General features: G+C 64.3%; 21 protein-coding genes. 15 read left to right on the forward strand and 6 right to left on the reverse strand.

Annotated elements, in window-relative coordinates; translation table 11 throughout:
• Nucleotides 1–56: 56 nt before the first annotated feature.
• Nucleotides 57–251 (forward strand): hypothetical protein, encoded by a 195-nt coding sequence (locus FA702_RS15380; protein WP_255504599.1) that lies wholly within the window; start codon nucleotides 57–59, stop codon nucleotides 249–251.
• A gap of 164 nt (nucleotides 252–415) precedes the next feature.
• Here FA702_RS15380 and FA702_RS15385 read toward each other — a convergent pair whose 3' ends face one another.
• Nucleotides 416–1,381: a LysR family transcriptional regulator gene (locus tag FA702_RS15385; protein WP_208598042.1), complete on the reverse strand. Its 966-nt coding sequence runs from the start codon at nucleotides 1,379–1,381 to the stop codon at nucleotides 416–418.
• A gap of 116 nt (nucleotides 1,382–1,497) precedes the next feature.
• Here FA702_RS15385 and FA702_RS15390 point away from each other — a divergent pair, with 116 nt between their 5' ends.
• The 7 genes from FA702_RS15390 (at nucleotide 1,498) to FA702_RS15415 (ending at nucleotide 8,366) form a co-directional block, all read left to right on the forward strand.
• The gene (locus FA702_RS15390) at nucleotides 1,498–2,643 is read left to right on the forward strand and encodes a CaiB/BaiF CoA-transferase family protein (RefSeq protein ID WP_026108913.1); all 1,146 of its coding nucleotides are present in this window, start codon (nucleotides 1,498–1,500) and stop codon (nucleotides 2,641–2,643) included.
• Between the two features lie 469 nt (nucleotides 2,644–3,112).
• On the forward strand, nucleotides 3,113–3,433 hold the full coding sequence (locus tag FA702_RS15395; protein ID WP_017499949.1) for a DUF736 family protein: 321 nt from the start codon (nucleotides 3,113–3,115) through the stop codon (nucleotides 3,431–3,433).
• A gap of 332 nt (nucleotides 3,434–3,765) precedes the next feature.
• Entirely contained in the window at nucleotides 3,766–3,927 is a 162-nt protein-coding gene (locus FA702_RS22820; protein ID WP_168196079.1) for a hypothetical protein, read from the forward strand.
• Nucleotides 3,928–4,273: 346 nt separating this feature from the next.
• Nucleotides 4,274–6,238, forward strand: a complete 1,965-nt coding sequence (gene rlxS / locus FA702_RS15400) for a relaxase/mobilization nuclease RlxS (protein WP_017499947.1) — start codon at nucleotides 4,274–4,276, stop codon at nucleotides 6,236–6,238.
• Nucleotides 6,239–6,289: 51 nt separating this feature from the next.
• Nucleotides 6,290–6,490, forward strand: a complete 201-nt coding sequence (locus tag FA702_RS15405) for a hypothetical protein (protein ID WP_017499946.1) — start codon at nucleotides 6,290–6,292, stop codon at nucleotides 6,488–6,490.
• Nucleotides 6,487–7,665 carry a nucleoside triphosphate pyrophosphohydrolase family protein gene (locus FA702_RS15410; RefSeq protein ID WP_017499945.1) on the forward strand — a complete coding sequence of 393 codons (1,179 nt, stop codon included), beginning with the start codon at nucleotides 6,487–6,489 and terminating at the stop codon, nucleotides 7,663–7,665. Before FA702_RS15405 ends, FA702_RS15410 begins: the two co-directional genes overlap by 4 nt.
• A complete protein-coding gene (locus FA702_RS15415) occupies nucleotides 7,662–8,366 on the forward strand; it encodes a uracil-DNA glycosylase (RefSeq protein ID WP_017499944.1) in 705 nt (234 codons plus the stop codon). The genes FA702_RS15410 and FA702_RS15415 overlap by 4 nt, the downstream gene beginning before the upstream one ends.
• On the opposite strand, the gene FA702_RS15420 is transcribed toward FA702_RS15415, so the two are convergent.
• From FA702_RS15420 to FA702_RS15440, 5 genes are read right to left on the reverse strand one after another with little or no spacing between them, the layout of a single operon-like run.
• Nucleotides 8,333–9,112 (reverse strand): hypothetical protein, encoded by a 780-nt coding sequence (locus tag FA702_RS15420; RefSeq protein WP_017499943.1) that lies wholly within the window; start codon nucleotides 9,110–9,112, stop codon nucleotides 8,333–8,335. The two genes, FA702_RS15415 and FA702_RS15420, sit on opposite strands and share 34 nt — an antisense overlap.
• Nucleotides 9,084–9,764, reverse strand: a complete 681-nt coding sequence (locus tag FA702_RS15425; RefSeq protein ID WP_017499942.1) for a C1 family peptidase — start codon at nucleotides 9,762–9,764, stop codon at nucleotides 9,084–9,086. Before FA702_RS15425 ends, FA702_RS15420 begins: the two co-directional genes overlap by 29 nt.
• Before the next feature lie 6 nt (nucleotides 9,765–9,770).
• Nucleotides 9,771–10,781, reverse strand: coding sequence for an ImmA/IrrE family metallo-endopeptidase (locus FA702_RS15430; RefSeq protein ID WP_017499941.1), 1,011 nt, complete (start codon nucleotides 10,779–10,781; stop codon nucleotides 9,771–9,773).
• A 3-nt stretch (nucleotides 10,782–10,784) separates the two neighbouring features.
• Entirely contained in the window at nucleotides 10,785–11,159 is a 375-nt protein-coding gene (locus FA702_RS15435; RefSeq protein ID WP_017499940.1) for a helix-turn-helix domain-containing protein, read from the reverse strand.
• Nucleotides 11,156–11,494 (reverse strand): hypothetical protein, encoded by a 339-nt coding sequence (locus FA702_RS15440; protein WP_017499939.1) that lies wholly within the window; start codon nucleotides 11,492–11,494, stop codon nucleotides 11,156–11,158. Before FA702_RS15440 ends, FA702_RS15435 begins: the two co-directional genes overlap by 4 nt.
• A 342-nt stretch (nucleotides 11,495–11,836) precedes the next feature.
• Here FA702_RS15440 and FA702_RS15445 point away from each other — a divergent pair, with 342 nt between their 5' ends.
• Genes FA702_RS15445 through trbJ form a run of 7 tightly spaced genes read left to right on the forward strand, consistent with a single transcriptional unit; the run spans nucleotide 11,837 to nucleotide 19,163 of the window.
• A complete protein-coding gene (locus FA702_RS15445; protein ID WP_038292469.1) occupies nucleotides 11,837–13,864 on the forward strand; it encodes a conjugal transfer protein TraG in 2,028 nt (675 codons plus the stop codon).
• Nucleotides 13,865–13,866: 2 nt separating this feature from the next.
• On the forward strand, nucleotides 13,867–14,292 hold the full coding sequence (locus tag FA702_RS15450; RefSeq protein WP_017499937.1) for a hypothetical protein: 426 nt from the start codon (nucleotides 13,867–13,869) through the stop codon (nucleotides 14,290–14,292).
• Nucleotides 14,289–15,311, forward strand: coding sequence for a P-type conjugative transfer ATPase TrbB (trbB, locus tag FA702_RS15455; protein ID WP_017499936.1), 1,023 nt, complete (start codon nucleotides 14,289–14,291; stop codon nucleotides 15,309–15,311). The genes FA702_RS15450 and trbB overlap by 4 nt, the downstream gene beginning before the upstream one ends.
• Entirely contained in the window at nucleotides 15,308–15,661 is a 354-nt protein-coding gene (locus FA702_RS15460; RefSeq protein ID WP_017499935.1) for a TrbC/VirB2 family protein, read from the forward strand. The genes trbB and FA702_RS15460 overlap by 4 nt, the downstream gene beginning before the upstream one ends.
• A 50-nt stretch (nucleotides 15,662–15,711) precedes the next feature.
• The gene (locus FA702_RS15465) at nucleotides 15,712–15,942 is read left to right on the forward strand and encodes a VirB3 family type IV secretion system protein (protein ID WP_051035683.1); all 231 of its coding nucleotides are present in this window, start codon (nucleotides 15,712–15,714) and stop codon (nucleotides 15,940–15,942) included.
• Nucleotides 15,936–18,404: a conjugal transfer protein TrbE gene (gene trbE, locus FA702_RS15470; protein ID WP_017499933.1), complete on the forward strand. Its 2,469-nt coding sequence runs from the start codon at nucleotides 15,936–15,938 to the stop codon at nucleotides 18,402–18,404. Before FA702_RS15465 ends, trbE begins: the two co-directional genes overlap by 7 nt.
• Before the next feature lie 6 nt (nucleotides 18,405–18,410).
• On the forward strand, nucleotides 18,411–19,163 hold the full coding sequence (trbJ, locus tag FA702_RS15475) for a P-type conjugative transfer protein TrbJ (RefSeq protein WP_017499932.1): 753 nt from the start codon (nucleotides 18,411–18,413) through the stop codon (nucleotides 19,161–19,163).
• Nucleotides 19,164–19,218 lie beyond the last annotated feature (55 nt).

A 19,218-nucleotide genomic window follows, 5' to 3' on the forward strand; every position in this document is an offset into this window, starting at 1 on the left:
AATCCCGGGTCACTTCTCAGTGCAACTCAACAGTCGGCTTCCTTCAGGGCGCCGATATGCTCGATGCGAGCCTCACATTGGCGACCGACAACAAGCACTGGCGCTTCTCCATCTATGGCCGAAACCTCCTGAATGAGGTGACGATTGGCGGCGATACACCTTTGCCGGCGGCCTTCGGGGGCACGGGTGCAAGCCTTTCACCGCTAAACAGGGGGCGCGTCATCGGCGGAGAAGTGGCGATTAGCTTCTAGGCCATTTTCGAGGCGAGTGGAATCACCCGCCAACTCGGAAAATGCCCAAGATCAATTTGCTAGAGCATTTCCTGCCGGAAAGCCGGTTCCCACTTCTGCGCGAAATGCTCTAGCTGATCGCGACGGATGCAGCGGATTTCCGATCGCACCCCGCCCCCTTGCCGTTAATCCGATGATGCGGTGCGCCATGCCTGACGAACAAGGCTGACGAGCGCACGGCCAGCCGGTTTTACCTGCCAGCGGCTACGCACAGCATAACAAAGCGTCAATGGATCGAATAAACCGATTCCCTCCAAGGCCACGAAATTGGCGCGAAACCATGAGTTCTCGGTGAACTGTTTTGCAACCATCCCGATAGCATCGGATGTGGCAACGATCCGTCGAACCAATTGAAAATAGTCTGTCATGTGGATCCAGTCAGCGGGACGCTTACCGCTTTTTTCGTACATCTGCTGAATGATCGATGTGTAGGGTTCGGAAGATGAGGGCACTACGAATTCGAACTGGACCAGCGGCTCCTTGCTGGTCGGGTTTATCCCCAGAATGGGATGATTGTTCCGCACAAAAGGCAGTATTTCGATCGAGGCGACCCGCTCGCACTTGAATTCCGGCCAGCGTGCAAAGGCCGCTTCAAGTCCAAAGGCGACATCGATATCGCCGCGCGACAGGAGTCGCACGCCCCTTTCGCTGTTGCCCGAAACGACTTCGACGCGCACTGCCGGATGGCGCCGCAGCAAAGAAACCAGAGGTTGGGTGAGCAACCAGTCGATTGACCCTGGGAACAGTCCGATTCGAAGCGGGCCCGCATAGGCGTCGGCGCGGCGGGCTGTATCTCCGAGTAGTTCAGCTGCGTCGGCAAGCAAGCGCGCTGCGCGATCAATAAATTCGCGTCCCTCCTCTGTCGGCATCGCGCCCCGTGAGGTCCGATGGAAAAGGGAATAGCCAAGATGCCGTTCGAGTTCAGCGACACTCTTGGTCACCGCCGACTGCGTGACACCAACCGCATCCGCTGCCCTGGAGAAGGAACGAAGCTGACCAACCGCGACGGCATGCTTGAGGCGAGAATCGAGCATGGACATGCCCCACAGGAATAATTGCTCCAGAGAATGAATTAGGCGAATCAAGGTCATTTTGCCAATCTTACTTTCGACACTGCCGCCCAGCACGACTGCAACCCGTCTCGAAATCTGGAGCGGCGAAACGGCCTGGATCAAAGCGCCAAGGTCTCAGACGCAGGTATGCCTGAATGACGAAAACTGGTCCGCTTGCAGGCCTCAAAATACTCGAAATTGCGGGCATCGGCCCGGCGCCGTTTTGCGGAATGCTGTTGGCCGACCTTGGCGCCGATGTCGTCGTCATTGAACGCGTAAGCCCTAACTCCGAAAATATCGATCTTGGCAGCGGCGCCATTGTGAACCGCGGGAAACGTGTAATTGCCTTGGATCTGAAGTCCCCCGAAGGCGTCGCGCATGTCCTGGATCTCGTCCAAAGGGGCGATGTACTGATCGAAGGCATGCGGCCTGGGGTGATGGAGAGGCTCGGCCTTGGTCCCGAGGTTTGCCTAGCGCGTAACCCCCGCCTTGTATTCGGTCGCATGACGGGTTGGGGGCAGCAGGGACCTCTCGCCCAAGCGGCCGGCCATGACATCAACTATATCGCGCTGTCAGGAGCCCTTTGGTATGCTGGGCATCCCGGTGAACCGCCAATGGCGCCGCCAAGCCTGGTAGGCGATATTGGGGGTGGAGCGCTCTATTTGGCCATCGGCGTCCTCGCAGCGGCAATGCACGCGCGGGATACCGGGAATGGGCAAGTGGTTGACGCCGCGATCGTCGATGGGAGCGCTCACATGATGAACTTGCTCCTGAGCCTGAAGGCCGCCGGCCAGGTTGCCAGCATACGCGGCTGCAGCATCCTTGACGGCCCTCACTGGTACTCGACCTATCGGTGCGCCGACGGGAATTTCATCTCAGTCGGATCACTCGAGCCCAAGTTCTATGCGCTGCTTTGCAAAAAGCTGGGGTTGGCCGGCGATAGCAGTTTTGACGACGGCTATGATCGTGATGCCTGGCCCGAGCTCAAGCAGCGTTTTAGCGAGATATTCGCCATGCGGACACGGGAAGAATGGCGCACACTGCTGGAAGGCAGCGATGCCTGCTTTGCCCCCGTGCTTGATCCGGACGAAGCGGCGCGCCATCCTCATATGGCAGCGCGAGGCGTCTATCGGGAGATCGACAATATCCTCCAGGCAATGCCGGCGCCACGTTTTTCGGGCTCGTCACTACCGATCCCCGGACCGATCCCGCTGCATCATGAAGATCCGAGTACAATTCGGCGGGGCTGGAGCAAACCGGACCGCTGCGGGATTACCGCCAGAACCGACTGTTGCGAGTAGTCGGTTGGCATGGTGGGCGGCCAGTCACGCAGGCATCGCACACCGCCGCGCCGTCCAGCCGCACGATCAGCCGTTCGATCTGCCCCGCAATCGTCGTTCCTTCGTTCATCGCCGTGAGGCTATAGCCGCGGCCTCGTGGCCGCGAAAGCAATCATGGCTTCCCGGAAAGACGCCGGACTGGGCTTCCTGTCCGCGCGCGCATCTCGTCCTTTCGTGTCTCACCAACCCGTCGCCGGCTCCTTGGGCGCATGACCTGGGACGGCCGCGCGCCTCGCGAAACCATCGCGCGGAACTGATTTCCCCGCGCCGCTTTGGCGGCGCTCCTCGCGGCCGCTTCGCTCCAAATCAGCCCCGCGCTTCCGGTCCTCCGCTTCGCTTCGGCCTGCGGTTCGCAGCGCGCTCAAGGGCCGTCCCTTCGGTCCGCCCATCGCCCGGCATCGGGTCGGGCGAATGTGCAAGGAGACGAGAAATGCCCTCAATCGGTCATGTCCAGCGCCAGAACGACGGTTCGTTCCGGGGCGCCTTGAAGACGCTTTCGGTCAATGCCGAGATCGCCATCATCCCCAACCGCAGTAAGACCGGGGACCAGCCCGACTACCGCGTGCTGTCGAACGGCGTCGAACTGGGCGGCGGCTGGATCCGCACCGGCGAGGTGAGCCAGCGCGAATATGTCCGCCTCGCCATGTCGGCCCCCGAACTTGGCGGCCGCACCCTCTACGCCAATCTCGGCCGCGCCGCCGGGCAGGACGACGACGACGCGTTCGCCGTTATCTGGAACCCCGGCGACTGAGCCGGATCGGCCCCGCGCCGGTCACCCGGCGCGGGGCTTTCCTCATGCCTTGAGGGCTTGGCGTGGGCCTTTTCCTGCACCGGAACGCGCTTGCGGGCCTGCAGAGAGGAAGAAATCCGCTCAGCAAGCACCGAGTATCCGGCGGCGAACGGACCGCCTCAACCATCGACGGTTCCCCCAATTTTCACGCCACCTGCGTTCCGCTTCGCTCCACTCCGGCGACGAGAAAATCGGCTCCCCCGTCGCCCGCTTCGCGGCCGCTGCGCGGTGGTTGACCCCGCCCGCTCCCCGCCGGGCGATGGCTCATCTTTCGCTTGTATCAGGAGGATGAGATGTCGGTTGAACAACAGATCGAGGAGCTTCGCGCGGAGCTTTCATGGTGCGATGACGCGGGAGAACGGCGGCAGATCGAAGCCGAATTAAGGGCCGCTGAGAAGAGGCTGAAGCGGTGCAATCGGGCGCTGCGTCAGGCCGAACAGGCAGGCTGGCAATAAGGCGATGCGCTGTTGAAGGGGCAGGTTCGCGGGAGTGGTGCCGCATGGCGCCGCTCCCCTTTTTTGATCGGGAAGGCGGGAAGGCAAAGCGGGCGTCTGGGGCGGCAGGTGGCAGTCGGGCTCGATGGCAAGATAGAGGCAAAATCTCGCGATTTTGTAAGTGTTTGTCTGCACATCGTTTTTTGAAGGCTTTTGCGAGACTCGCCCTTTGAGTGCGAGACAGGGTTACCAGGAGTGGCGGTTTTCTGGGCTTTTCCGATCCCAATCGCGAGACTCCTTGCGCTCTGGCGAGGACGCGCCATTCTTATCGGCGGGGAGCGTCATTCCGGCATGGAAGGACGCCGCTATGCGCGATGATGAGTTCGAACCGCAGCTGGGCCGGATGCGCGGCCGGGGCAAGGAGCAGCGCTACCTGAGCCGCGTCGTGAAAGCGGCAAAGCGGGCCGGCATGAAAACGGGCAGGCGCGGCCGTTTCGACGGCAGCCGGATCGGGCGCGGCGCGAGTGTTGCGCGGGTGCTCAGATCGCGCGACCGATTGGGCGCGTTCCGGTCGCGCCGCGTGATCGTCAAGATACGGCCTGTCGGCCTTGGCGGGAAAGGCATGGGCGGTGCGAAGGCGCACCTTCGCTATATTCAGCGCGACGGCGTGACCCGTGAGGGCGAGGCTGGTGCGCTCTACTCGCCCGACAGCGACGTCGCCGATGGCAAGGCGTTCCTCGAACGGTGTGACGGCGACCGCCGCCAGTTCCGGTTCATCGTGTCGGCCGAGGACGCCGACCAGTATCCCGACTTGAAGCCGTTCGTGCGCCGGCTGATGACGCAGATGGAGCAGGATCTTGGGACAAAGCTCGATTGGGTGGCGGTCGACCATTTCAATACCGGCCATCCGCACACGCATATCGTGGTGCGCGGCGTAAACGATCGGGGTGAGAATCTGCTGATCGCGCGCGAGTATATCTCGCACGGGAGCCGGCAGCGGGCGATCGAGATCGTCAACCTCGACCTGGGGCCGCGCACCGACCTTGAAATCGAAGAGCGGCTTCGCAGCGATACGGGTGCCGAGCGGCTGACCGCGATCGACAGACGGCTGATCCGCGACATGGATACCGCGCGGCTGGTCAGCGCGAGCGATGGCGATCCCTTCCAGCAATCGCTTCGCGTCGGTCGCCTGCAGAAACTCGGGCGCATGGGACTCGCCTCGCATGTCGGCAACGGCACCTGGCGGCTTGAGCCCGACCTTGCGAACACACTGCGCCAGATCGGCGAGCGCGGCGACATCATCCGCACCATGCAGCGCGAGCTGACCGCGCGGAAGCTCGATCGTGCTGCGGTCGATCGCGTCATCTACGACCCGGTCGCGAAGGAGGCGACGCCGATCATCGGCCGCGTCGTGATGCGCGGGCTCGCCGACGAACATGAAGACCGTCATTATCTGCTGGTCGACGGCATCGACGGGCGCACCCATTATGCCGAGATCGGCAAGGGCGAGCTGGTCGACACGATCCCCGAAAATGCCATCGTCCGGATCGCGCCACGCGAGGGCGGCATTCGCGCCGTCGATCGGACGATCGACGAGATCGCGGCGGCGAACGGCGGGCGCTATTCGATCGACGCCCATCTGAAGCACGATCCGACCGCCAGCGAACGCTTCGCCGAAACGCATGTCCGGCGGCTTGAAGCGATGCGAAAAATCTCGGGCGTCGTCGAGCGCGAGCCCGACGGAAGCTGGATCATCGCGCCGGACCATCTCGCCAGGGTCGAGAGGTTCGAAGCCATGCAGTTCCGCGACCACCCCGTTGCCATTGAAACCCTGTCGGCGATCCCGCTCGACAAATTACCGGGAACCGATGCCGCGACCTGGCTCGATCGCGAGCTGGTCGCCGAAGCGCCGGTGCCAGTGCGCGATGCTGGGTTCGGGCACGAGGTTCGTTCAGCGCAGGCGATGCGACGGCAATGGCTGATCACCGAACAGCTTGCAGACGAACAGGATGGGCAGACGGTCTATCGGCGAGGGATGCTCGCCGCGCTCCAGCGGCGAGAATTGCTGCGTGTCGCCCGCCAGCTCTCCGACAAGTTAGGCGTTCCGTTCGCCGAGGCCAGAGAGGGGGAGGCTGTTCAAGGCAGGCTCGTGCGCGCAGTCGAGATGACGAGTGGTCGCCATGCGCTCATCGAACGGTCGCGCGATTTCACGCTGGTGCCGTGGCGCTCTGTTCTCGATCGCCATGTCGGTAAATCGGTCTCGGGCATCATGCGCGACGGCGGGATCAACTGGACACTCGGGCGGCAGCGCAGCGGGCCGAGCGTCTCCTGATCCGGAGGATTCGGGCTTTCTATTTTCATGAAATTATGTTTTCATGGATTCATGAAAAATATCGCAGCGCAAACCGATGTCGGCGACGAGCATCTTCAGGTGCAGATTCCTGCCGTTACGAAACGCGATCTCGGTCAACGGTCGCTCGATTCCCGCGAGCCGATCCGGATGATCGTACTGCGGGCACTTGAAGCCTATGGCGTGAGCGTCCCCGCAGACGCGATATCGGATCGCCGGAAGGGCAGGCGATGAGCGAGGATTTCGAAGCTCTCACTGTTGCGGATTATGCGAAGCAGGCCGCGCGGACTGATCAACGCAGCGGTGGCCGCGCACTGGGCTTCTCGATGCTTGGCCTTTTCGGCGAAGTCGGCAGCTTGCTCAGTGAGGCCAAGAAAAAGCAGCGCGACGATGCCTCCTACCTGGGTTACGCTCACGCCGTCGCGGAAGAGCTTGGTGACGTCCTTTGGTATCTGGCGGCGATCGCACGGCGCAGCCGCATGGCGCTCAGCGACATCGCTGCCGCCGCGGCGACAAACGGCGGACAATGGCAGACGGGCGGCAACGAAACGCTCAGTTTCCATGCGCTGCAGCCGCAGCACATTCCGCTTGCCAAGGCACCGATGCCGCAGTTCGAGCATAGCCTGCTCGCGCTGGCAGGCGACGTTGGGCTGCTCATCAACGATTTCCAGGCGGGCGGTCTTGCGAAGGACCGCGAAGCACTCGCGGGCCGGCTGGTCGCGGTCATGCGCCGGTTGATCCAGGCGGCAAACGAATCCGGTGTTACCATCGAGGCTGCCGCCGTGAAGAATCTTCACAAGATCTTCGATCGCTGGCCGCGCGAGCGCATCTATCCGGCGCCGACCGATGCGGCGCTCGACCCAGAAGAGCAATTGCCGCGGCGGATGGCGATCGACGTCTATGAACGCACCGTTCGCGGGCAGACATTCGTGTATCAACGCTCAAGCGGTGTGTATGTCGGCGACCGGCTCACCGACAACGCGCTCGAACCCGACGACTATCGTTTCCACGATGTCTTTCACTACGCTTATGTCGCGGTGCTTGGCTGGTCGCCAGTGCTGCGTGCGCTGCTCCGTCTCAAGCGCAAGAGCGATCCGAAACTCGACGACGCCGAAGACGGTGCTCGGGCGATTCTCATCGAAGAGGGCATAACTTCCTGGATTTTCGGACAAGCGCAGCAACTCCGGTACTTTGAAAACGTGAAGCGCGGTGGCCTTCCGCTGGACATGCTGAAGCATGTCCGCCAGTTCGTCGCCGGCTACGAATCAGAACGCTGTCCGCTGTGGCTTTGGGAGGAAGCGATCCTCCAGGGCTATACGGCTTTCCGCTTCCTTCAGGAGCATCGGCGCGGCCGCGTCCTGATCGACTTCGCCAATCGCCGCCTGCGTATCAAGGAATTGCCGTCATGACCCCGAAATCCTTTGTGTCCACCCTGGCGGCGACCGAACTTCCCTCAGTGTTCAATCCCTGGCGCGATCGCTGCACGGTCCATGACCGCAGCGACGCCGCCGCCCGGCGCCGCGACAATCTCGAAATGCTGCTCACCGCGGCGCTTGATCATCGCGTCGAAACGATCTGGATCGCGCGTGATCTCGGCTATCGCGGGGGGCGGCGTACGGGCGTACCGCTGACCGACGAAATTCACCTCGGACATGCCGGCACGCTGATGGGCGGCATCGCATTTGAACGTGCGACGCAGGGACCCGCCGTGGCGGAGCGCACCGCGGCGATCGTCTGGCGTGTGCTAGAGCGGATCGGTCAGCCTGTCATGCTCTGGAACGTTTTCCCGTTCCATCCCCATGAAGCGGATGATCCGATGTCGAACCGATGCCACACGCGAAGCGAGCGCGAGGCGACCTGGCCGATATTGCAAGCCCTCGTGTCAATGATCCGGCCCCGCCAGATCGTCGCGATCGGGCGCGACGCTCACCTGGCGCTGGACGGTCTCGACATTCCGACCACCGCGGTCCGCCATCCGAGCTACGGCGGGCAGCGCGAGTTCATCGAGGGCATGTTCAGCCTGTACGGTGTCGCGGATGACAACGATGAGCCGCTAGAACTGCCGTTGGGCGCGCCTCACGCCGCAGCACGGAGATGTGCGCTCGCCTGATCGCAGCGTTCAAAGAGTTGCTTAAGATCGCCGCGGTTCCAGTTGGCGGTGTCGACCGTGGCGTTGGTCGAGACGATCGTGAGCGGACCCAGCGCGACCCCGCCTTCCTTGGCGATGAATTCGAGCAGACGGCCGAGGCCGATCAGATTGCCGAGCAGTTTTTCGATATAGTAGTGATTGCGGTAGAGCGCGGTCATGCCGAGGCGACGATCGTCGCCCTTGCCGATCAGCTTGAGACTGGCAAAGCTCAGGCACTGACCGCCGTAGGGCGAGTCATTCACGTCGCGGGCGGGGTCGAAGATCAGCAGTTCGAATTTGTTGAGCGCTCGGACGTTCGGGTTGCGCAGGCGCTCGACGATGCCCCAGATTTGATTGATTGGCTGGCCGTCGGCGCGGGGCAATTCCATCATCCGTTCGAAATAATAGCCCGACCAAGCGCCCGACCTCCGGACCTTCGGCAGCACGTTGTCGCGAAACCGGTCGAAGAATTGCGGCGCGCCGTAGCGCCTGTACAGCGCTGCCGGAAAAATCGTGTTGGCGACCGTCTCGATGGGCTTCTTGCCATGGCCCGAAAGGAAGGCATCGACTTCCGCCACGACGGGATCGGCGAGTGTTGCGCGCGCAGTCGGCTCGGCCACGGAGATGACGACATTCTGCGCCTGGTGTCCGGTGGCGAGGTCGACGAGCCGGACCGCCTCGCGCCAGCCAGCAACGCAGTCAGGCTGCGGCGGTATGGGAAGATACATCGACTTCCTCCGTCAAATTTGCCGTGGCGAAAAGGCGCGGCGCTAGAAAGCGCTCAGTAAGCCAGGCGTGGCCTTCCAAGCCCCAACCTGGTCCCCAGCTGTTGCGGATGAGAATGGCCGGGGTGCCGTCCACGGTTCCATGCCCGACCGCGACGACCGCGTGCCGTTGCGCTGGCTCGGGGAGTTCGTCGTTCGCCGGATCGACGACGCCATCACCGCGCGGCTGGAAGAAAGACCGTGACAGCATCGTCAGCATGAGCACCGGCGTGTCACGATCCAGCGCGGCAAGGATGGATGACAGGTCGGTTCCATCCCTCTGTCCGTTGCGGCCATAGAGCGGGCCAACGGTCGCCGGCGGCGTCCACAGTCGATGATCGGCTGGAACCGCTGCCAGATACGGCCAGCCTTTCTCGTCGGGTTGGCCATCGAGCCGTAGCGCGTCCAGCATTGTGGATAGCAGTGCGCCGCTCGTCGGCGGTCTGCCCGCCCGTTTCTGCGCGGCATAAAAGGCGAATTCACACGACAGCGGTGCCCAGCCGTCGCGAAGCCCGGCGTGGGTGTCGCTCGCGGCGAATGCGAGGCATGTCGGCCGCGCGCCTTGATCGCGCGCAGGCCCGAACAGCGGCCGAAGGTCACGGACGATATCGATCATGGGGCGTCAGGCGGCCTCGAGCAGGTGCCGCCGTTCGGCGCGCGACAGGCCCGTCTGTTCCGGGCCGGTGAGGTCGAAATCGAGCGTCAGGCTGGTGAGGGCCGGCGCAGGCTGCCACGGCCGCCGCTCGTCGAGCGACATGCGGCCGCGCCGCGGCGCATCGGGCGCCGCGGTGACACGGCGGACAACGGGACCACCGATGCCATCGCCGTCGATTGCCTCACGCTCGTCTCGAACGACGGCGAAGCCGCTGGCGATCAGTTGGTCGAGATCCCAGAGATACCCACCGCCGCTATGTTCTTCGAGCTGCAGCACGAAAAGATCATTGCGACTGCCATCGATCCGCGAGCCGGCATCGCGCTCGGTCAGCAGCCAGACGTCGCCGCGATAGTTGTCGGGCCGATAGTCCTTGAGGAGATCGACCTTCAGGCTGCGCGGCTGCGTCCGGAGCAGGTCGGTCATCACCGATGGCGAAATCAGATTGTAGCGAACCAGGGTGCGGCACGTCGCCTCATAGCTGGCGCCGATCCGCAGCGAGAGCTGATAGACGACATTGGGGCGCCGGAAATGATCGATCTGCCATCCTTGTCGCGCGCTGTGCGCGAGCACCAGCCATTTCGGCATCATGAAGGCGATCGCAAAGGCGTCGGCTTCGGTTTCCTCGAAGTTGTTTCCCGGTTCGGGCGACATCGGCATCCGGCGCAGGATGCTCTCATCGTCGAGGCTCGGCTCGTGTCGCATCGAAAAATGCCCGAGTTCGTGCGCGGCCGTGAAGCGCTGGATGCTCATCGGTCGTTCCGTCGTGACGAGAACGCCAGGAGCAGGTGCGCTGAGATAGGCGCCGAGCAGGCCTTTCAGAGGACGAAGCAGCAAGGGTAGACCCACGGCATGGATCGCGCCGAAGACATCGACGCTGCCGCCTTGGGTCTCGATCAGTGCGCGCGTATCGAGTTCGCGATGCAGGCGGCCCGCTGCCATCGTACCAGCGCGAACCGCGCTCGCATAATCCGACGCCATCGATCAGCTCCGTTCGCCGCCAGACCGCGAGCGGAGATATTCGGCAAACCGGCTCAGCTCGGCCCGGTCCTCAGTCGACAAGGCCGCAACGCGTCGCGCCAGATGGGCGACATCGGCGGGAAGGCTCGCGGAGGCCTCGTCTTCGCCGGTAAAATAGGCCACCGACTGGCGGTAAAGACGGGCAAGCCGCGTCAGTTCGATCGCTTCAACGCGGCGCTGGCCATTCTCGATATCGGTAAGCGCGGTCCGGGGAATCTTGAGATAGGCAGCAACTTCTTCCTGCTTGAGGCCGAGATATTTCCGTGCTTCGCGCAGACGGTCGCCCAAGCGCCGCCGCTCCTGCTCGTCGCCTTCCTGGCGGAGTGCGAGATTGGTCATGGCTTCGACCCTTTCTTCTTAACCCAGACGCGTTCGATCTTAGGGAGGAGGTCGTCAATCGCCTTCTCGATCGAATTGTAGCCGCCGGTGCGGACGATGCTGTCGCGAAGCTCGATGTCGAGGACCTGCTCCACCGCGCAAAGCGTGTCGACCACGGACAAGGAGTCGAGTGGCACGGGCGCCTGGATGATCTTCGGGTTTTCCGGAGGCAGGGCAATTCCGCGCACCTGTGCCTCAGCCCTGGCCACTTGCAGCAGTTCGTCGACCAACGCCCTAATGGCGTCGGCTTTGGGAAACGCGGTTGCCGCGGGCTGCGGAGGAGCGATTGTCGCCATGCATGCCTCGCACGATTTCACTACATTAAATGCGATATAATGTCTGATAATCCGACACGCAAGCCCGAATTTGCAGCTCGGATTTTTGCAGGGTGTAGCGGGTCATCGGCGGTGCGGTGTGGTGGTCAGTGCCACCTCGAGGGACAACGACAGGGCAGAATCATCAACTCGGGTCATAGCTCGATCAAAAGAACAGAGCTGGAATATTGAGTCAGTCGCCGACGAGTGATCTCCTTCGGTCACCCACCAGCCCCCAGCGGCTCCGTTCATTTCGGGCGGCCCATAGCCGAGTCTTGAAGCCGCGCCCCGACCGCATCCGGCGGTATGGGCGGGAGCTTCAACGTGACCCCGACCAAATTGCTCATCGGCCAGATCCTTGTCGTGTTCGCAATCGTGATCGCGGGCCTCTGGGCGGCGACCCAATGGGCGGCGGCGATGCTCGCCTACCAGCCCGAACTTGGTCCGGCCTGGTTCATGGCTGGAAGCACGCCGGTCTATCGTCCCTGGGCGCTCTTCCCCTGGTGGTATCACTACGATGCCTATGCGCCGCATGTTTTCGACAAGGCCGGCGCGCTCGCCGGCGCGAGCGGTTTCATCGGCTGCGGCGCGGCGATCGCAGGCTCGCTCTGGCGCGCGCGGCAGTCGCGTCACGTCACCACCTATGGTTCGGCGCGCTGGGCCAGGCCGAACGAGATCGAGCGGGCCGGCCTTTACGGTGATGCCGGCGTATTCCTGGGCCGCTCGCGCGGCCGCTATCTCCGGCATGACGGCCCCGAACATATCATGGCGTTCGCGCCAACCCGTTCGGGCAAGGGCGTCGGGCTGGTCATACCGACACTGCTTGGCTGGACCGGCAGCGCCGTGGTTCACGACATCAAGGGCGAGAACTGGCAGCTCACCGCCGGCTGGCGCGCGCGCTTCTCCCACGTCCTGCTGTTCAATCCGACCGATCCCGCTTCCGCCAAATACAACCCGCTGCTGGAGGTCCGGCGCGGCGAGCATGAGGTCCGCGACGTCCAGAACATCGCCGACATCCTGGTCGATCCCGAAGGCGCGCTCGAACGGCGCAACCACTGGGAGAAAACCTCCCATTCGCTCCTGGTCGGCGCGATCCTCCACGTCCTTTATGCGGAGGAAGAAAAGACGCTCGCACGGGTAGCCACATTCCTGTCGGACCCGCAGCGGCCGTTCACCGCCACGCTCCGGCGGATGATGACCACCAATCACCTCGGCACGAAGGATGCGCCGCAGATCCATCCCGTCGTCGCCTCGGCGGCGCGCGAGGTGCTCAACAAGAGCGAGAACGAGCGCAGCGGCGTCCTCTCCACCGCAATGTCGTTTCTCGGGCTCTATCGCGACCCGACCGTCGCCGCGGTGACATCGCGCTGCGACTGGCGGATCGCCGATCTCGTCGAGGCCGGCCATCCGGTCTCGCTCTACCTTGTCATCCCGCCATCGGACATCAGCCGCACCAAGCCGCTGGTGCGGTTGGTGCTCAACCAGATCGGCCGCCGCCTCACCGAAAAGCTCGATGCCGATCCCGCCAGGGCGGGCAAGCACAAGCTCCTGATGATGCTCGACGAGTTCCCGGCATTGGGGCGGCTCGACTTCTTCGAGACCAGTCTTGCCTTTCTCGCGGGCTATGGAGTGCGCGCCTTCCTGATCGCGCAGTCCTTGAACCAGATCGAGAAGGCTTATGGCGAGCACAACTCGATCCTCGACAACTGCCATGTCCGCGTCGCGTTTGCGACCAACGACGAGCGCACGGCGCGGCGGATTTCGGACGCGCTCGGCATCGCCACCGAACAGCGCGCGATGCGCAACTATGCCGGCCACCGGCTCGCGCCCTGGCTGGCGCACGTCATGGTCAGCCGGCAGGAGACCGCCCGGCCACTCCTGACCACCGGCGAGGTGATGCAGCTCCCGCCCAAGGATGAGCTTGTCCTTGTCTCCGGCATGGCCCCGATCCGCGCGAGGAAGCTGCGCTATTACGAGGACCGCAATTTCCGCGAGCGGATCGCACCGCCGCCGCAGCCCGCGCCCGGAGACTATCCCGACCGGCCGCAGGCACGCCCCAACGACTGGAGCGGACTGGTCCGCGCGCCCGATACCCGGCTCGGCAAGCCCGATGACGATGCGAAGGCGGATGAGGACGGCGGCTTGCAACAGCAGCGCCACCCCGGCCTCGGCGAAGAACCCGCCAAAAAACCCGAGCCGCCAAAGCAGCTCGACCTGCTCGGCCTGGACAGCGACGACACCGACACGATCGCCGACAAGCACGCGATGGACCGCGCCGGCGCCACCGGCACGCTGATCCGCGCTCACGCGATCAATCAGGGTCGCAGCGCCGACATGCTGCCGGACTTCTGACAATGGCCGCGATCAAACCCAACCGCGTCCGCTACCAGCTCTTCCTGCCCGAAGATCTGAGCCACCGCTTCGAGGCGCTGGCGAGCCAGCCCGGCGCGTCCAAATCGGCGATCCTCACCGACGCGCTCACCGCCTGGCTCAACCGGCAGGCGGCGAGCGAGCTGGAGAACAAGTTCAGCCAGCGGCTCGATCGCATGTCGCTCGCGCTGGGGCGTGTCGAGCGTGACGGGCATGTGCTGCTCGAGAGCCTGGCGCTGTTCATCCGCTATGAACTGATGGTGCAGGCCCCTTTGGCCGAAGCCGACGAAGCGGCGCGTGCGATCGGCCGAGACCGCTTCGAGGCGTTCATTGCCCGCGTCGGCGAAGCGCTCGCCAGCGGCCAGCGCACGCTTGCTGCCTCCGCGAAAGACAATGGAGGTGGGCGATGAGCGACACGCTTTTCGGCTCCGATAATTCCGCAGGGCGTCGGCGCGCGATGCTGCGCACCGCGATGGGGCCGACCATCGCCGCAGCGCTGGCCGATCCGGTGGTCATCGAGATCATGGTGAACCCGGACGGCGTGTTGCGCCTTGATCGACTCGGCGAAGGCCGGATCGATACCGGCACCAAATATGAGCCCGCGCAGGTCGAGCGGATCATCCGCCTGGTTGCCAGCCACGCACGGACAGAGGTTCATGGCAATGCGCCGATCGTGTCAGCCGAGCTGCCACCGCACGGCGAAGGCGCGGGCGAGCGGTTCGAGGGTATCCTGCCGCCGGTCAGCCTCGCGCCGTGCTTCTCGATCCGCAAGCCCGCGGCGCGCATCTACACTTTGCTCGACTATGTGCGGGACGGCATCATGCCCGCCGACACGGCGCGACTGCTGTCGATGGCCGTGGTCGAGCGCAAGAACATCCTGGTCGCGGGTGGCACCAGTTCGGGCAAGACGACGCTTGCCAACGCGCTGCTCGCCGAGATGGCGCACCTCGACGAACGCGTCATCATCATTGAAGACACGCGTGAGTTGCAATGCGCCGCGCCCGACGTGGTGGGGCTGCGCACGCGTACGATTGGCACTGCCGGAGCCGGCGGCGTCACGATGGCTGATCTTGTCCGCTCGACATTGCGGCTCCGCCCCGATCGCATCGTCGTTGGCGAGGTGCGCGGGCGCGAAGCGCTCGACATGCTCAAAGCCTGGAACACCGGGCATCCGGGCGGCATCGCAACCGTCCACGCCAATTCGGCAGTGTCGGCGCTCTACCGGCTCGAGCAGCTCGTGCAGGAAAGCGTCGTCACCGTTCCGCGCCGGCTGATCGCCGACGCCATCGACATGATCGTGTTCATCGCCGGGCGCGGCCTCGCGCGCCGCGTCGACACGATCGCGCGCGTCGCCGGCCTCGATCCCGACGGCGGCTACGCCGTCCTCGACCTTACTCCCGACCACGCCCTCGAACCCCAAGGAGAATGACCATGCGCTTGTCCCGTATTCCTGCCCGTATTCCCGATCGTCGGAGCATCTTCCTCACCGGCGCCGCCATCGGCCTCGGGCTTGCGCTCGCCGCCACCGCGCAGGCCGCCGGCTCGGGCATGCCGTGGGAGGAACCGCTTCAGCAGGTCCTCGAATCGGTCCAGGGTCCTGTCGCCAAGATCGTCGCGGTGATCATCATCATCGTCACCGGTTTGACGCTCGCGTTCGGCGAGACGGCAGGCGGGTTCCGGCGCCTCATCCAGATCATCTTCGGCCTGTCGATCGCGTTTGCGGCGTCGAGCTTCTTCCTCAGCTTCTTCAGCTTCGGCGGCGGGGCGCTCATCTCGTGAACGCGCCAAATTCCTATGGCGCCAGCCATATCGAGGGGTTCGAGGCGCCGATGCACCGCGCGCTTGCCGAGCCGATCCTGCTTGGCGGGGCGCCGCGAGCGATCGCGATCGTCAATGGTACGATCGCGGCCGCGCTCGGACTCGGTCTCCAGCAGTGGATCGCCGGGCTGGCCATGTGGGCGTTCGGGCACACTCTCGCGGTGTTCGCCGCCAAGCGCGATCCCGACTTCGCCCCGGTCCTTGTCCGCCACCTTCGCCAGAAGGGGCATCTGTCATGCTGAATCTGCGCGAATACCGTCAGAAGGCCGACCGGCTCGCCGATCATCTTCCATGGGCGGCGCTTGTCGCGCCCGGCGTGGTGCTCAACAAGGACGGCAGCTTTTTGCGCGTCCTCAGGTTCCGCGGCCCCGATCTAGAATCCGCCACCGAAGCCGAGCTTGTCGCCGCCTGCGCGCGGGCGAACAATGTCCTGAAGCGCTTCGGCTCGGGCTGGGCACTCCATTTCGAGGCCGAGCGGCGCGAAGCGCTGGGTTATCCCGACAGCAGCTTTCCCGATGCGGCGTCGTGGCTGGTCGATGAGGAACGGCGCGCGGCGTTCGAAAGCGCGGGCGCGCATTTCGAGAGCCGCTATTATCTGACGCTCACCCTCCTGCCTCCGCCCGATCAGGCGGACACGGCGGGCCGAGCGCTGATCGAGCGCAGCGACGACGCGAAGGGCCGCGACTGGCGACAAGCGCTTGCCGGCTTCATCGCCGAGACGGATCGTGCGCTTGACCTGTTCAGAGGCTTCATGCCCGAGGTGCGCGCGCTCGGCGACAGCGAAATGCTGACCTTTCTCCACGGTGCGATCTCCGCGCGCCGCCATGTCGTCGCCGTGCCCGAAACGCCCATCTATCTGGACGGGCTGCTCGCCGACACGCCGCTGACCGGCGGGCTCGAACCGATGCTCGGCGACGAGCATCTGCGGACGCTCACCATCCTCGGATTTCCGAACGCGAGCCGTCCCGGCATCCTCGACGGACTCAACCATGAGGATTTTGGCTATCGCTGGGTGACGCGCTTCATTGCGCTCGACAAGACCGACGCAACCAAAGCGCTCACTCGCCTGCGGCGGCAGTGGTTCAACAAGCGCAAGTCGATCACCGCGCTGCTGCGCGAAGTCATCTACAACCAGCCGGTCCAGCTTCTCGACAGCGATGCCGACAACAAGGTGGTCGATGCCGACCTCGCCTTGCAGGCGCTCGGCGGCGATCATGTCGCGTTCGGCTATCTGACGACGACGATCACCGTTGCCGATATCGACCGCGCCCGCGTCGAGGAAAAGGTCCGCGCGGTCGAGCGCATCGTCAACGGGCTCGGCTTCACCTGCATCCGCGAGGGCATGAATGTGGTCGAGGCGTGGCTGTCGAGCCTGCCGGGCCATGTCTATGCGAACGTCCGGCAACCGATCGTCCACACCCTGAATCTCGCGCATCTCATGCCGCTGTCCTCGGTATGGGCAGGACCGGCGCGTAATCCGCACCTCGACGGTCCGCCGCTGCTTTATGCGGAAACCAGCGGCTCGACGCCGTTCCGTCTCAGCACGCATGTCGGCGACGTCGGTCATATGCTGATCGTCGGACCCACCGGGGCCGGAAAGTCGGTGCTGCTCGCAATGCTCGCGCTTCAGTTCCGGCGATATCCAGACTCCCAGGTCTATGTCTTCGACAAGGGATTTTCGGCGCGCGCGGCCGTGCTGGCGATGGGCGGCGCGCATCACGCGCTCGGGCTTGGCGGTGAGAGCGGTCATGCCGATGACGTGGGCGGGCGAACGATCGCCTTCCAGCCGCTGCGCCACATCGATCGCTCCAACGCACGCGCCTGGGCGACCGAATGGATCGGCGCGCTGCTCGCCCATGAGAAAGTACTGGTCACACCCGAGATCAAGGAGGCCGTCTGGTCGGCGCTCACCAATCTCGCGACCGCCCCGATCGAGGAACGCACGCTCACCGGCCTGTCGCTGCTGCTGCAATCGGCACCGCTGCGATCGGCGCTCGCGCCCTATACGCTCGAAGGATCGTTCGGCCGCCTGCTCGACGCCGCCGAAGACGATCTAGCGATCGCCGACGTGCAGTGCTTCGAGACTGAAGCGCTGATGGGGCAGGCGGGCGTCGTTGCGCCCGTGCTGACCTACCTGTTCCATCGTCTCGAGGAGCGCTTCACCGGGCGGCCGACGCTTCTCGTACTGGATGAAGCCTGGGTGTTCCTCGACCACCCGCTGTTCGCCGCGCGCATCCGTGAGTGGCTGAAGGTGCTGCGCAAGAAGAACGTCAGCGTCGTGTTCGCGACACAGAGCCTAGCCGATATCGCCGACAGCACGATCGCGCCGGCCATCATCGAAAGCTGTCCGCAGCGCATCTTGCTGCCCAATGATCGGGCGATCGAGCCGCAGGGCCAGACGGTCTACGTCCGCTTCGGTCTCAACGCGCGCCAGATCGAACTGGTCAGCCGCGCGACGCCCAAGCGGCAATATTATCTGCAATCAGCGCGCGGCAACCGGCTGTTCGAGCTTGGGCTAGGCCCGATCGCGCTGGCGTTGTGCGGCGCGTCCGATCCCGACAGCCAGAAGCGCATAGACGCGGTGCTGGCCGAAAAGGGCCAGGCCGACTTCGCCGCGACCTTTCTCTCCCAAGCCGGCCTCGATTGGGCGGCCGACCTGCTTGGGCGTCACCCTGCCGCCCGCCCCCCAGAAGACAAGGAGTAATTTCCCGTGCCCCGTATCCCTATCCGCAAATATGCGTGCCTCTCCGCTCTCGCGCTCGGCGCCGTCGGCTCGCTCGGTATCGGCATCGCGTTGACCTCGACGCCCGTCGCGGCCCAGCTCAGTGTGTTCGATCCATCGAACTATTCGCAAAACCTGCTCACCGCCGCGCGCACGCTTGCCCAGATCAACAACCAGATCCAGAGTCTCCAGAACGAAGCGCAGATGCTGATCAACCAGGGCAAGAACCTGTCCCGGATCGATTTCCCGCAACTTCAGGAGCTTCGCCAGCGCCTCCAGCAGATCGACCAGCTCATGGGCCAGGCGCAGGGCGTCGACTTCCGCATCGATCAGCTCGACGAGCGCTTCCGCCAGCTCTACCCGCAGGAGTTCGATCAGGTGTTCCGCCGCGATCAGCGTGTGGCTCGCGCACGCGATCAACTCGATACCGCGATGTCCGCGTTTCGCCAGACGATGGGGGTCCAGAACCGCATCGTCGACAACGTACGGAGCGACACGCAGGCGCTCGCCGACATCGTCGCGCGCAGCCAGGGCGCGGAAGGCTCGCTTCAGGCGCAGCAGGCCACGAACCAGCTTCTCGCGCTCACCGCCAAGCAGCAGCTCCAGCTTCAGCAAATGATGGCGGCGCAGTTCCGGGCGGAATCGGTCGAGCAGGCGCAGCGGGGCCAGATCGCGCGCGAGGCACGCGAGTCGACGCGCCGCTTCCTCGGCGACGGCAAGGCTTACACGCCACGCCAATGAGCTGAGGCAGGCGAGGACCGCGCCCCCAGCTCCCCCCGGGTCCGAACCTGTCTCG

It is taken from the genome of Novosphingobium sp. EMRT-2 (genome assembly GCF_005145025.1).
GTDB lineage: Bacteria > Pseudomonadota > Alphaproteobacteria > Sphingomonadales > Sphingomonadaceae > Novosphingobium.